We start from the raw sequence: 12,958 nt of genomic DNA, 5'->3' as shown, positions 1-12,958 counted from the left end.
ACATGCCCGGTGGTTTTTGCCATCCAACACTCAACGGCCGAATTGGGCAATCCCGCCTGTGCCGACCAACGGGTGGAACCGTCACCATGCAACACGCGGTTCCGGATATCAACCAGAGTAATTTTCCAATGACCGAATCATTTGCCGAACTGTTTGAACAGAGCCAGCAGCACCTGGCCAAGCTGAAGCCGGGCGCCATCGTCACCGGTACCGTCGTCGACGTGCGCAACGACGTGGTGGTGATCAACGCCGGCCTCAAGTCCGAAGGCATCGTGCCGATCGAACAGTTCCGGAACGAAGCCGGGGAAATCGACGTCGGCATCGGCGACGAAGTGAAGGTCGCGCTGGACGCGATCGAAAACGGCTTCGGCGAAACCGTGCTCTCGCGCGAGAAGGCCAAGCGCGCGATGGTGTGGGACGAGCTCGAGGAAGCCCTGGAGAAGGGCGACATCATCACCGGCCGCATCAGCGGCAAGGTCAAGGGCGGTTTCACCGTCGACATCAAGGACGTGCGTGCGTTCCTGCCCGGCTCGCTGGTGGACGTGCGCCCGGTGCGCGACCCGGTGTATCTGGAAGGCAAGGAGCTGGAGTTCAAGCTGATCAAGCTCGATCGCCGGCGCAACAACGTGGTGGTCAGCCGCCGCGCGGTGGTCGAGTCCGAGCACAGCGAGGAGCGCGAGGCGCTGATGGAGAAGCTGGTCGAGGGCGCGCGCCTGCCGGGCGTGGTCAAGAACCTGACCGACTACGGCGCGTTCGTGGACCTCGGCGGCATCGACGGCCTGCTGCACATCACCGACATGGCATGGAAGCGCGTGCGCCATCCGTCCGAAGTGGTTGAAGTCGGCCAGGAGCTGGAAGTGCGCGTGCTCAAGTACGATCGCGAGCGCAACCGCGTCAGCCTCGGCCTCAAGCAGCTGGGCGAGGATCCGTGGGACAACATCTCGCGCCGCTACCCGGCCAATACCCGTTCCTTCGGCAAGGTTTCCAACGTCACCGATTACGGCGCGTTCGTGGAGATCGAGCCGGGCGTGGAAGGCCTGGTGCACGTCTCGGAAATGGACTGGACCAACAAGAACGTCAACCCGTCCAAGGTGGTGCAGGTCGGTGACGAGGTCGAGGTCATGGTGCTGGACGTGGACGAGGAGCGTCGCCGCGTCTCGCTGGGCATGAAGCAGGTCACCTCCAACCCGTGGGAAACCTTCGCCGCGATCCATCGCAAGGGCGACAAGGTGGAAGGCCAGATCAAGTCGATCACCGACTTCGGCATCTTCATCGGCCTGGACGGTGGCATCGACGGTCTGGTGCATCTCTCCGACCTCAGCTGGAACAGCAACGTCGAGGACCTCGCCCGCAATTACAAGAAGGGCGACAACATGGAAGCGGTGGTGCTGGCGGTGGACCCGGAGCGCGAGCGCATCTCGCTGGGCGTCAAGCAGCTCGAGCAGGATCCGATGGGCCAGTACGTGGCCTCCAACACCCGCGGCTCGGTGGTCAAGGGCACGGTGAAGGAAGTCGACACCAAGGGCGCGGTGATCGAGCTGGCCGATGGCGTGGAAGGCTATCTGGCCGCCCGCGACATTGCCCAGGACCGCGTCGAGGACGCCTCGCACGTGCTCAAGGTCGGCGAAGAGATCGAAGCCAAGATCATCGGCACCGATCGCAAGAGCCGCGTGATGCAACTCTCGATCCGCGCCAAGGACCAGGACGAGATGAACGAGAGCCTGGCCGAGTACAACCGCAGCCAGGCCGAAGCCGCCAGCGGCACCACCCAGCTGGGTGCGCTGCTGCGTGAGCAGCTGGGCAAGTCGGAATAAGCCGGCCCCGGCACGATGGCCCGCATCGCGGGCCATCGGCCACGACCCGTGCGCGTCGGGAAGGGCGCGCACGGTCCTCGAGTCAGCGGAATGACCAAATCGGAACTGATTGAAATCCTCGCCCGACGCCAGCCCCACCTCAAGCAGGAGGACGTGGACATGGCGGTCAAGGGCCTGCTGGAGATGATGGCGGCCGCGCTGGCCAGCGGCGGTCGCATCGAGGTGCGGGGTTTCGGCAGTTTTTCGCTCACCTATCGTGCACCGCGCACCGGACGCAATCCGCGCAGCGGCGAAGCCGTGGCCTTGCCCGGCAAGCACGTGCCGCACTTCAAGCCGGGCAAGGAATTGCGCGAGCGCGTGTGTGACGTGATGCCGCGCCCGTAAGGCCTTGTCGCGGCGGCCGCCGGGCGGCATGGCATCATGCGCGCACGACGCGTCGCCGAACGCGGCAGGACATCCGGGTTTCCCCAATGGCGTTCATCGAACAATGGTTCTGGTTCGTCCTGTTGCTGCCGGCCGCGGCGGTGATGGGCTGGGTCGTGGGCCGCAGGGGCGGCGAACGCCACAGCGACAGCCAGGTCAGCAAGCTGTCCACCACCTATTTCCGCGGCCTGAACTATCTGCTCAACGAGCAGCCGGACAAGGCGATCGAGCTGTTCCTGCATATCGCCGAGCTGGACAAGGAAACCTTCGAAACCCAGGTCGCGCTGGGCCACCTGTTCCGTCGCCGCGGCGAGGTCGATCGCGCCATCCGCCTGCACCAGGCGCTGGTCGAGCGCACCGACCTGAGCGATGCGCAGCGGGTGCAGGCGCTGCTGGCACTGGGCGAGGACTACATGAAGTCCGGCCTGCTGGATCGTGCCGAAACCGTGTTCAGCGAACTGGCCGCGATCGACCAGCGCGCGCCGCAGGCGCTGCGTCATCTGATCGAGATCTTCCAGTCCGAGCGCGACTGGGATCGGGCGATCGAGAATGCCCGCCGCTACGAGGATGTCAGTGGCGAGCCGATGGGCGAGCGCATCGCGATGTACGAATGCGAGCTGGCCGAGCGCCACCGTGCCGCGGGTGACATCCAGGCCGCGCGCGAAGCGATCGCGCGTGCCTATGCCGCCGACTCCAATGCGGTCCGCCCCGGCATCATCGAAGGCCGCATCGAAACCCTGGCCGGCAACCACGCCGCGGCGATCAAGGCCTTCGAGCGTGCCGCGCGGCACGATCCGGATTACCTGCCCGACATCCTGCCGCTGCTGCTGGTCAGCTACGAGGAGGTGGGCGATCTGCCCGGCGCACGGCGCTTCCTTGCCGAGATGAGCGAGCATTACCGCGGTATCGCCCCGGTACTGGCGTTGGCACGTTTGATCGAACGTGACGAGGGCGTGCCGGCAGCGCGGCGCTACTTGAGCACGCAATTGAAGGAGCGGCCCTCGGTGCGTGGCGAAGCCGCGTTGATCGAGCTGGCAATGGAGGAGGGCACCGACCCGGCCACCACGCTGCGCGATCTCGGCCACATCACCGAGCAATTGCTGGCGCGCAACCCCAGCTACCGCTGCAGCCAATGCGGGTTCGGCGCACGCTCGCACCACTGGCAGTGCCCGAGCTGCCGCTCGTGGGGGACGGTCAAACCGTTGCTCAACATCGCGGTGGTCTGAAGCCATGAGTGCGGCATGGCTGTGGCTGCCGGCACTGGCGACATTGGCAGGCGTTGCCCTGGCGCGGCGCTACGCGCTGCACCGGCAACTGATCGATCATCCCGGCGAAGCGCGTCGCAATCACCGCCTGCCCACGCCGCGCGGCGGTGGCATCGCCATGCTGCTGGTGCTGCTCGGCGTGGTGCTGGCGATGGCATGGCGATGTTCCGCCGTGCGCCCGGCGGCCCCCGGGTTGATCCTGGCGCTCGTGCTGGTCGGTGGCATCGGCTGGTGGGACGACCACCACCCGCTGTCGGCGAGGTTGCGACTGCTGGTGCAGGCGGTGGCGGCGGCCAGCCTGTGCTGGGCCGGTGCGCGCCTGGGCTGGCCATGGTGGCTGTGGCTGGGCCTGTTCCCGTTGAGCCTGGTGCTGGTCAATTTCTGGAACTTCATGGACGGCATCAATGGCATCGCGGCGTCGCAGGCCTTGCTGGTCGCACTGGCCGCGGCCGGGTTGCTGGCCGGGCCGTGGCAGCCGTTCGCGCTGGCGCTGGCGGCCATCTGCGCCGGCTTTCTGCCGTGGAACTTCCCCAGGGCGCGCATTTTCATGGGCGATGTCGGCAGTGGCAGCCTGGGCCTGGCACTGGCCTGGTTGTGGGCGGCGCTGGCCGCGCATGATCTGCGAGCCGGTGGCTGGCTGCTGCTGCCACTGGCACCGTTCCTGCTGGATGCGGGCCTGACCCTGCTGGCGCGCATGTGGCGCGGCGAGCGCTGGTGGCAGGCGCACTCTCGGCATTTCTACCAGCGCTGGGCGCGCCACCGCGGCGCTCACGTGGGAGTCACCTTCGGTTACGCACTATTCACTTTCACCGGCGTTTTACTCGCCCATGCCCTGTACAAGACGGAAGTGGATCGCATTTCGGCCGGTACTCAAGGGGTGGTGGTGCTGCTCTGGTACGTGTTGCTGATTACCATAGGGGCCGTGGCAGGACGCAGATTCGTGCCCAAAGGAGCGGATTGCGGATGAAGTTGCAATTGCGGGAGCGATGGAGTGCCGCGGCGCCGCGGCTGCTGATCGCGGCGCATGACCTGCTGATGGTGGCAGTGACCTGGCTGGGCCTGCATTGGCTGCGTTACAGCCTCGAAGCCGATGGCGTGCTGCCCTCGCTCGATCAGGGTGCCCTGTTGCTGGTACTGGTCTTGCAGGCGCTGGTATTCCAGCGCGTCGGCCTGTACCGCGGCCTGTGGCGCTTCGCCAGCGTCCCCGACCTTGCCAACCTGCTCAAGGCCAGCCTGTTCGGGCTGCTGGCGATCGTGATCGGATTGTTCTTCTACAACCGCATGCACGGCGTGCCGCGCGCGGTGCTGGTGCTGTACCCGGTGACATTGACCGCGTTGCTGGGCTTGCCGCGCTTGCTGTATCGCGCGATCAAGGACAGTGCCGCCTTCCGCCGTGACAGCGCCGGTACCCGCATCCTGATCCTCGGTGCGGGACGGGCCGGGGAAGCCTTGATCCGCGACCTCAAGCGCAGCGAGGGCTACAGCCCGATCGGGGTGCTGGATGACGCGGCCAGCCTGCGTGGCACCCTGATCCATGGCGTGCCGGTATTGGGCGCCATCGAGGACGCCGCGACCATCGCCCGCGAAACCGCGGCGCGCCTGATCGTGATCGCGATGCCATCGCTGACCCCGGCACAGATGCAGCGGGTGATCGCGGTATGCGAATCGACCGGTCTGCCGTTCCGCATGGTGCCCAAGCTGCAGGACGTGCTCAGTGGTCGCTTCCTGCCCGGCGAGCTCAAGGAAGTCGCGATCGAAGACCTCCTCGGGCGCGACCCGGTGCCGCCGGACTGGCAGGCCATCCGCAGCTGGCTGGGCAGCCGCAGTGTGCTGATCACCGGTGCCGGCGGCTCGATCGGATCGGAGCTGTGCCGCCAATGCGCGCGCAACGGCGCCGCACACCTGACCCTGCTCGAGCAGGACGAACTGTCGCTGATGCGCATCCAGCAGGAGCTCAAGCGCGACTTCCCGAACCTGCCTTGCCTGCCGGTACTGGGTGATTGCGGCGACCCGGCGGTGGTCCGGCATGCCCTGCAGAAGGCGCCGGTGCAGGCGATCTTCCATGCCGCGGCGTACAAGCAGGTGCCGGTGCTGGAGGACCAGCTGCGCGAGGCAGTACGCAACAATGCGCTCGCCACCGACACCCTGGCCGCATGCGCGGTGGCGCATGGGGTGGATGCCTTCGTGCTGATTTCCACCGACAAGGCGGTGGATCCGGTCAATGCCCTGGGTGCCAGCAAGCGCATGGCCGAGCTTGTCTGCCAGGCACATGCGGCGCAGGGCAACACGCAGTTCGTCACCGTGCGTTTCGGCAATGTGCTCGACTCGGCCGGCAGCGTGGTGCCGCTGTTCCGCGAACAGATCCGCATGGGCGGGCCGGTGACGGTGACCGATCCGGACGTGACCCGTTACTTCATGACCATTTCCGAGGCCTGCCAGCTGATCGTGCAGGCGGCGGCGATGCGCGGTGGCAACGATGCCATCTACACCCTGGACATGGGTGAGCCGGTGGCAATCCGCGACCTGGCCGAGCAGATGATCCGGCTTGCCGGCAAGCAACCGGGACGCGACATCGCGATCGTGTATACCGGCCTGCGTGGTGGCGAGAAGCTGCACGAAAACCTGTTCCACGCCGATGAGGGCTACCGGCCCACCGCGCATCCGAAGATCCTGCAGGGCCAGAACCGCAGTTTCAGCGTGTCGACCCTGATGCAGACGGTGCAGGCGATGCGCGAGGCGGTGGCGGAATACGACGAAGCCGCCCTGGTCACGTTGCTCAAGGCTTCGTTGCCGGAGTTCGTGCCGGCCGAGCACGCTGCCCCTCATACCCAGACCATCGTGGTGCCGTTCCCCGGGCGCCGCAGTCGCAGGAGTTGACATGCCGCATCCACGCATCCGCAAGGCGGTCTTCCCGGTCGCCGGCCTCGGCACGCGTTTTCTTCCCGCCACCAAGACCGTGCCCAAGGAAATGCTGCCGATCGTCGACAAGCCGCTGATCCAGTACGCGGTGGACGAGGCCATCGACGCCGGCTGCGACACCCTGATATTCATCACCAATCGCTACAAGCACGCGGTGGCGGATTATTTCGACAAGGCCTACGAGCTCGAACAGAAGCTGGAGAAGGCCGGCAAGCAGGCGCAGTTGGACATGATCCGCCACGTGCTGCCCGAGGGTGTGCGCGCGATTTTCGTCACCCAGCCCGAGGCGCTGGGACTGGGGCATGCCGTTCTGTGCGCGCGGGAAGTGGTCGGCGACGAACCATTCGCCGTGCTGCTGCCCGATGACCTGATCTGGAGCCGCGGCGATGGAGCGCTCAAGCAGATGGCCGAGCATGCCGCGCGCAACGGCGGCAGCGCGATCGCGGTGCAGGACGTGCCACGCGAGCAGACACGCAGTTACGGCATCGTCGATGCGCCGGACTTCGACGGCCAGGCCGGACGTATCCGTGGCATTGTCGAAAAGCCCGATCCGGCCGAGGCACCGAGTACCCTGGCGGTGGTCGGTCGCTATGTGCTGTCACCGACGATATTCCGCCTGCTCGAACACACCGGGCGCGGCGCCGGTGGCGAAATCCAGTTGACCGATGCCATCGCCACGCTGCTCGAGCACGAGCGGGTCGATGCATTCCGCTTCCATGGCACGCGCTTCGACTGCGGCACCCATCTGGGCCTGATCGAAGCCACCATCCGCTACGCGCTGGATCACGAGAAGCTCAGCCAGGAAGCGCGCGGCCTGATGCAGCGCGCACTGGACGAGTTGGGTGTGGTCGAATCGCAGTGATCGCCGTGGCAGTTTGCAACCGCGGCGCAGGCCATGCTTGAGTTGATCAACATCACACCCAGAGTCTCACGGCCATGCGTCGACTGATTGCGGTTTCCGTCATTTCCTCGGCATTCGCCGTCGCCATGTCGGCCGTGCCGCAGGTGGCCCAGGCATAGGGCGACACCTGCATTCGCACCGATACAAACGACGCGGCTTTGATCCTCGCGGACCTTGATGCCATGGGCCAGCGGATCAAATCCGGCGATGCCGCGCTGGCACAATTGAGCGCGGCGCAGAAGCGCGAATTCGAGCAGCATCGCCATTTGGTCGTCGAACTGCTCAGTGGCAGGCAACTGGTCGGCGAGTTGCCGATGGAAGGCCGCATCCGCGCACACAACGCGCTGGAGGCCATCGCCGCGATGGTGAAGCAGAAGAGCGAAGACGATCAGGTCGTGTGCCGGCGCGAACGTCCGGTCGGCACGCGCATGGCGCATATCGTTTGTCGCAGTGTCCGGGGCAGAAACCTCGAGCGGGAGGCGGCCCAGGGGAGCTTCCGCCTGCTGCAGGTCACGCCGCTGCCCGGCGGCGAAGCAGGGGACTGACCTTGCGCGCGACAATCTCGTGCCGCCTCACGGGGCCGCGCATCCAGCGCGGCCCCATGCGTTTCGGCGGTCGGTTCACAACGCTTCGAAAATCCCCGCTGCACCCATGCCGGTGCCGATGCACATGGTGACCATGCCGTACTTCTGCTGGCGCCGGCGCAGGCCATGGACGATCGTCGCGGTGCGGATCGCGCCGGTCGCGCCCAGCGGATGGCCCAGCGCGATGGCGCCGCCCAGCGGGTTGACCTTGGCCGGATCCAGCTGGCTGTCGCCGATCACCGCCAGCGCCTGTGCGGCGAAGGCTTCGTTCAGTTCGATCCAGTCCAGCTGATCCTGGCTCAGGCCGGCCTGGGCCAGTGCCTTGGGAATGGCCGCGACCGGGCCGATGCCCATCACTTCCGGGCGCACGCCGGCGACCGAGAAGCTGACGAAGCGCGCCAGCGGAGTCAGACCGTGGTCCTTGATCGCCTGTTCGGAAGCCAGCAGGATCGCGGCCGCGCCATCGCTCATCTGCGAGGCGTTGCCGGCGGTGACGGTGCCGCCGAACTGACCGTTGCGGAACACCGGACGCAGCCTGGCGAGCGTTTCCGGCGTGGTGCCCGGGCGCGGGCCTTCGTCGGTGTCCACCGTGTGGCTGCGGGTCAGGATGCGATCCGTGGCAAGGTCGGGCACGCGGCTGACGATCTCGTACGACGTGATCTCGTCCTTGAACTCGCCCGCCGCGATCGCCGCCAGCGCCTTGTCATGCGAGGCCGCGGCGAATGCGTCCTGCGCTTCGCGACTGACCTTCCATTCTTCGGCCACCTTTTCCGCGGTGATGCCCATGCCATAGGCGATCGCCACGTTCTCGTCGCGTGCGAACACCTGCGGCGAGAGAGCGATCTTGTTGCCCATCATCGGCACCATCGACATCGACTCGGTGCCACCGGCCAGCATCAGATCGGCATTGCCCAGGCGGATCTGGTCGGCGGCCATCGCCACCGCCTGCAGCCCGGACGAGCAGAAGCGGTTGACCGTCTGCGCGGCGATGGTATTGGGCAGGCCGGCCAGCAGCACGCCGATGCGCGCCACGTTCATGCCTTGCTCGGCCTCGGGCATGGCGCAGCCGATGATGGCGTCGTCGATGCGCGAGACATCGATGCCCGGCGCCTGGGCGATGACCGCCTTCAGCACATGCGCCAGCATGTCGTCGGGGCGGGTATTGCGGAACATGCCCTTGGGCGCCTTGCCAACCGGAGTACGGGTGGCGGCGACGATGTAGGCGTCCTGTACTTGTTTGCTCATGTCTTGTTTCCTTGTCGTCACGGCGATCAGTTGCGCAGCGGCTTGCCGGTTTCGAGCATGTGCGCGATGCGGGCCTGGGTCTTTTCCTGCTGCGCCAGTTCGACGAAGTGGCGGCGCTCGAGGCGGATCAGCCAGTCCTCGTCGACCAGCGAATTGCGCTCGACCTCGCCACCGCACAGGATGGTGGCGATACGGGTGGCGATCTCGTCGTCGTACGGGCTGATGAAGCGACCCTCCAGCATGTTGACCAGCATCATGCGGAAGGTGGCGATGCCGACATCGCCGGCAACGCGGATGCGCCGCGCCGGCAGCGGCGGACGCCAGCCGGCGTCAGCCAGCGCGCGCGCCTCGGACTTGGCCACGGTGAGCAGTTCGAACGCATTCATCACCACGCGGTCGTCCGCACGCAGCAGGCCGAGTTCCTTCGCCTCCAGTGCCGAGGTCGACACCTTGGCCATGGCCGCGGCCTCGAAGCCCTTCTTCAGTTCGGCGAACACGTCGCCCGCGGGACCGGCGGCCTGCGACGCGCGCAGGGCGAACTCCTTGAGTCCACCACCGGCGGGCAGCAGGCCGACGCCGGCTTCGACCAAGCCGATGTAGCTTTCCAGATGCGCCACCGTGCGTGCGCTGTGCATCTGGAACTCGCAGCCACCACCCAACGCGAGGCCGCGCACCGCGGCCACCACCGGCACCAGCGAATACTTGATCGCCTGACTGGTTTTCTGGAAGTTGGCGACCATCGCCTCGAACTGGTCGACCTTGCCGTCCTTGAGCAGGCCCAGCGCACCGGCGAGATCGGCGCCGGCGGAGAACGGTTCGGCATCCTGCCACATCACCAGGCCGCGGAAGTCGCGCTCGGCGATGCGGATGGCTTCCTGCACGCCGTCGAGCACATGGTCGTTGACGGTGTTGAGCTTGGTCTTGAAGCCGAGCACGGCGATGTCCTCGCCTTCATCCACCCACAGGCGCACGCCCTCGTTCTCCCATACCGTGCGTCCCGCGGTCGCCACTTCGCCCAGCACCGGGTCGGGGAAGCGCTGGCGTGCATACACCGGCAGGTCGGAACGCGGAACCAGTGCGTCGCGCTCCGGGCTGAAGCTGCCTTCGGCGCCGTACACGCCGTCGCGCGCCAGCACCCAGTCGGGCAGCGGCGCATCGCTCATCGCCTTGCCCGCGGCGATGTCCTCGGCGATCCACTGCGCGACCTGCTTCCAGCCGGCGGCCTGCCAGGTTTCGAACGGGCCGAGTTTCCAGCCATAGCCCCAGCGGATGGCGAGGTCGACGTCGCGCGCGGTCTCGGCGATGTCGGCCAGGTGGAAGGCGCTGTAATGGAACAGGTCGCGGAAGATCGCCCACAGGAACTGCGCCTGCGGGTGCGGGCTGGCGCGCAGCTCGGCGAACTTCTTCGCCGGGTCGTGCTGCTTGAGGATGGCGACCACGTCCGCATCGGCCTGCATGTTCGAATCGACGTACTCGCCGCCGGCGAGGTCGAGCACCTTGATCGCCTTGCCGTCCTTGCGGTAGATCCCGGCGCCGGTCTTCTGCCCGAGCGCGCCCTTGTCCACCAGCGCCTGCAACCAGTCAGGGGCCTTGAAATGGCGGTGCCAGGGGTCGTCCGGCAGGGTCTCGGCCATGGTGCGGATCACATGCCCCATGGTGTCCAGGCCGACCACGTCGGCGGTGCGGTAGGTCGCGGACTTGGGGCGGCCGAGCAACGGCCCGGTCAATGCATCGACGGTATCGAAGCCGAGACCGAACTCGCGCGTGTGGTGCATGGTGGCGAGGATCGAGAACACGCCGATGCGATTGCCGATGAAGTTCGGCGTGTCGCGCGCGATGACCACGCCCTTGCCGACCTGGCTGGTGAGGAAGGTCTCCAGCCCGCGCAGCACCGCGTCATCGGTGTGGCGGGTCGGGATCAGTTCGACCAGGTACATGTAACGCGGCGGGTTGAAGAAATGTACGCCGCAGAAGCGCGGCCGCAACTGCTCGGGCAGCACGTCGGCCAGCGCATGGATGCCCAGGCCCGAGGTGTTGGAGGCCAGCACCGCATGCGCCGGCACGTGCGGCGCGATGCGCCGATACAGGTCCTGCTTCCAGTCCATGCGCTCGGCGATCGCTTCGATGATCAGGTCGCAGCCCTGCAGCTGTTCCAGGTCGTCATCGTAATTCGCCGGCACGATGGCATCGGCCAGCGACTTCACGCCGAGCGGTGCCGGCGAGAGCTTGCCCAGGTTGGCGATGGCCTTGTTGACGATGCCGTTCTTGTCGCCTTCCTTGGCGGCGAGGTCGAACAGCACGGTGTCGATGCCGGCGTTGACGAGTTGGGCCGCGATCTGGGCGCCCATCACGCCGGCCCCCAGCACGGCAACGCGGCGGATCAGGAGTTTGTCGGTCATGTCGGTCTCCGGGAATGGCAGGCCATCGTGGCGTGCCGTGGGTGGAAGAAAATGGCAGATGCGTGCTCAGCCGTCGGCCTTGAGTCCTGCGGCGGCGAAGGCGATCAATTCGTCGGCGGCGCGTTGCCGGTGTTCGGCTTCACTCACCCCGGACGGGCGCTTGATGGCGCCGAAGTCGGCCATCGCATAGGTCAGCGCACCGGCGACGAAATCCAGACGCCAATAGAGTTGTTCCTTGCCCAGCTGCGGCAGGCAGGCGGCCAGCGCCTGCGCGAATTCACGCTGCACATGGCCGTAGCGCGAGGAGAGGAAGGCGCGCAGTCCGTCATTGCGTTCGGCATAGGCACGCGCGATGACGCGGATGAAGGCGACGCCATTACGCTCGTGGCTGACCGCCAGCGCCGGGCCGACGAAGGCGCGCAGGATCGCCTCGATCGAGCCTGGCGAATCCTTCACCGCCTGCTTCAACTGCTGGCTGCGTGCCTGGCTCATCTGATCCATGCGCCGGCGGAACACTTCGTTGATCAGGTTGTCCTTGCTGCCGAAGTGGTAATTGACTGCGGCGATGTTGACATCGGCGTCGCCGGTGACTTCGCGCAGCGAGGTCGCGGCGAAACCCTGGCGGGCAAACAGGCGTTCGGCCGCGTCGAGGATGCGGTCCTTGGTGCTGAACTGGGCGGAGGCCATGTTGCAACGATCGATTCAAACGACTGATTGACTTTAGCCGCCCGCGCGGGCCTGCGCATGCTGCGACGCAGCATCGAAACCCGTGAATACGGCGGGATTTGCTGTGTACGCGGCGTCAAGCATTCGTTAGACTGTTCGCGATAAGTTGCCTAAGTCCGCGAATCCGCGAGGCTTTGCCCCTCAAACCCGGTCGCGGGAGGTTGCCGCGACCGCCTTCAAAACGGAGAACACCCATGGCGCTGGAGCGCACCCTGTCCATCATCAAGCCCGACGCGGTCGCCAAGAACGTGATCGGCAAGATTTATTCACGCTTCGAGGACAACGGCCTCAAGGTCGTGGCCGCGAAGATGAAGCAGCTCAGCCGCGACGAAGCCGAGGGCTTCTACGCGGTGCATCGCGAGCGTCCGTTCTTCAACGCGCTGGTGGACTTCATGGTGTCCGGCCCGGTGATGATCCAGGTGCTGGAAGGCGAGGGCGCGATGGCGAAGAACCGTGAGCTGATGGGCGCCACCAACCCCAAGGAAGCCGCACCGGGCACGATCCGTGCCGACTTCGCCGAATCCATCGATGCCAACGCCGTGCACGGTTCGGATTCGCTGGAAAACGCGGCGACCGAGATCGCCTATTTCTTCACCAACGACGAGGTGTGCCCGCGCTGATCGCCGGCCACCACGGCCCGCCACGCGCGGCAGCAACAGGATCACGTGAACCAGATCGAGCC

11 protein-coding genes are annotated in these 12,958 nt (G+C 66.4%); 8 read left to right on the top strand and 3 right to left on the bottom strand.

What is annotated here, in order from left to right; genetic code table 11:
- Positions 1 to 86: 86 nt before the first annotated feature.
- From rpsA to ACW11F_RS04430, 7 genes are all read left to right on the top strand, one after another.
- Complete coding sequence (rpsA, locus tag ACW11F_RS04460) at positions 87 to 1,814, top strand: 30S ribosomal protein S1 (RefSeq protein WP_456995663.1); 1,728 nt, start codon at positions 87 to 89, stop codon at positions 1,812 to 1,814.
- Positions 1,815 to 1,904: 90 nt separating this feature from the next.
- Positions 1,905 to 2,198, top strand: coding sequence for an integration host factor subunit beta (locus tag ACW11F_RS04455; protein WP_456995662.1), 294 nt, complete (start codon positions 1,905 to 1,907; stop codon positions 2,196 to 2,198).
- An 86-nt stretch (positions 2,199 to 2,284) separates the two neighbouring features.
- On the top strand, positions 2,285 to 3,463 hold the full coding sequence (gene lapB, locus ACW11F_RS04450; protein ID WP_456995661.1) for a lipopolysaccharide assembly protein LapB: 1,179 nt from the start codon (positions 2,285 to 2,287) through the stop codon (positions 3,461 to 3,463).
- A gap of 4 nt (positions 3,464 to 3,467) precedes the next feature.
- A complete protein-coding gene (locus ACW11F_RS04445; RefSeq protein WP_456995660.1) occupies positions 3,468 to 4,469 on the top strand; it encodes a lipopolysaccharide biosynthesis protein in 1,002 nt (333 codons plus the stop codon).
- Positions 4,466 to 6,379, top strand: a complete 1,914-nt coding sequence (locus ACW11F_RS04440) for a polysaccharide biosynthesis protein (RefSeq protein WP_456995659.1) — start codon at positions 4,466 to 4,468, stop codon at positions 6,377 to 6,379. The genes ACW11F_RS04445 and ACW11F_RS04440 overlap by 4 nt, the downstream gene beginning before the upstream one ends.
- 1 nt (position 6,380) lies before the next feature.
- The gene (galU, locus tag ACW11F_RS04435; RefSeq protein ID WP_456995658.1) at positions 6,381 to 7,283 is read left to right on the top strand and encodes a UTP--glucose-1-phosphate uridylyltransferase GalU; all 903 of its coding nucleotides are present in this window, start codon (positions 6,381 to 6,383) and stop codon (positions 7,281 to 7,283) included.
- A 221-nt stretch (positions 7,284 to 7,504) separates the two neighbouring features.
- Positions 7,505 to 7,867, top strand: coding sequence for a hypothetical protein (locus ACW11F_RS04430; protein WP_456995657.1), 363 nt, complete (start codon positions 7,505 to 7,507; stop codon positions 7,865 to 7,867).
- A gap of 75 nt (positions 7,868 to 7,942) precedes the next feature.
- Here ACW11F_RS04430 and ACW11F_RS04425 read toward each other — a convergent pair whose 3' ends face one another.
- The 3 genes from ACW11F_RS04425 to ACW11F_RS04415 all read right to left on the bottom strand — a co-directional run bounded on the left by ACW11F_RS04425 (position 7,943) and on the right by ACW11F_RS04415 (position 12,237).
- Positions 7,943 to 9,151, bottom strand: coding sequence for an acetyl-CoA C-acyltransferase (locus tag ACW11F_RS04425; RefSeq protein WP_456995656.1), 1,209 nt, complete (start codon positions 9,149 to 9,151; stop codon positions 7,943 to 7,945).
- A gap of 26 nt (positions 9,152 to 9,177) precedes the next feature.
- The gene (locus tag ACW11F_RS04420; RefSeq protein WP_456995655.1) at positions 9,178 to 11,550 is read right to left on the bottom strand and encodes a 3-hydroxyacyl-CoA dehydrogenase/enoyl-CoA hydratase family protein; all 2,373 of its coding nucleotides are present in this window, start codon (positions 11,548 to 11,550) and stop codon (positions 9,178 to 9,180) included.
- Positions 11,551 to 11,616: 66 nt separating this feature from the next.
- Positions 11,617 to 12,237 carry a TetR/AcrR family transcriptional regulator gene (locus ACW11F_RS04415; RefSeq protein WP_456995654.1) on the bottom strand — a complete coding sequence of 207 codons (621 nt, stop codon included), beginning with the start codon at positions 12,235 to 12,237 and terminating at the stop codon, positions 11,617 to 11,619.
- Between the two features lie 233 nt (positions 12,238 to 12,470).
- Between ACW11F_RS04415 and ndk the strand changes: the two genes are divergently transcribed.
- Entirely contained in the window at positions 12,471 to 12,896 is a 426-nt protein-coding gene (ndk, locus tag ACW11F_RS04410) for a nucleoside-diphosphate kinase (RefSeq protein WP_456995653.1), read from the top strand.
- Positions 12,897 to 12,958 lie beyond the last annotated feature (62 nt).

The sequence above is a fragment of the Luteimonas sp. e5 genome (assembly GCF_054031035.1).
The sequence above is the reverse complement of the archived record's forward strand: the minus strand, read 5'-3'. Positions and strand labels throughout refer to the sequence as shown.

Coding starts and splice junctions, on each gene's coding strand:
- rpsA (WP_456995663.1), top strand. CDS start 87: ATGCAACACGCGGTTCCGGATATCAACCAGAGTAATTTTCCAATGACC.
- ACW11F_RS04455 (WP_456995662.1), top strand. CDS start 1,905: ATGACCAAATCGGAACTGATTGAAATCCTCGCCCGACGCCAGCCCCAC.
- lapB (WP_456995661.1), top strand. CDS start 2,285: ATGGCGTTCATCGAACAATGGTTCTGGTTCGTCCTGTTGCTGCCGGCC.
- ACW11F_RS04445 (WP_456995660.1), top strand. CDS start 3,468: ATGAGTGCGGCATGGCTGTGGCTGCCGGCACTGGCGACATTGGCAGGC.
- ACW11F_RS04440 (WP_456995659.1), top strand. CDS start 4,466: ATGAAGTTGCAATTGCGGGAGCGATGGAGTGCCGCGGCGCCGCGGCTG.
- galU (WP_456995658.1), top strand. CDS start 6,381: ATGCCGCATCCACGCATCCGCAAGGCGGTCTTCCCGGTCGCCGGCCTC.
- ACW11F_RS04430 (WP_456995657.1), top strand. CDS start 7,505: ATGGGCCAGCGGATCAAATCCGGCGATGCCGCGCTGGCACAATTGAGC.
- ACW11F_RS04425 (WP_456995656.1), bottom strand. CDS start 9,151: ATGAGCAAACAAGTACAGGACGCCTACATCGTCGCCGCCACCCGTACT.
- ACW11F_RS04420 (WP_456995655.1), bottom strand. CDS start 11,550: ATGACCGACAAACTCCTGATCCGCCGCGTTGCCGTGCTGGGGGCCGGC.
- ACW11F_RS04415 (WP_456995654.1), bottom strand. CDS start 12,237: ATGGCCTCCGCCCAGTTCAGCACCAAGGACCGCATCCTCGACGCGGCC.
- ndk (WP_456995653.1), top strand. CDS start 12,471: ATGGCGCTGGAGCGCACCCTGTCCATCATCAAGCCCGACGCGGTCGCC.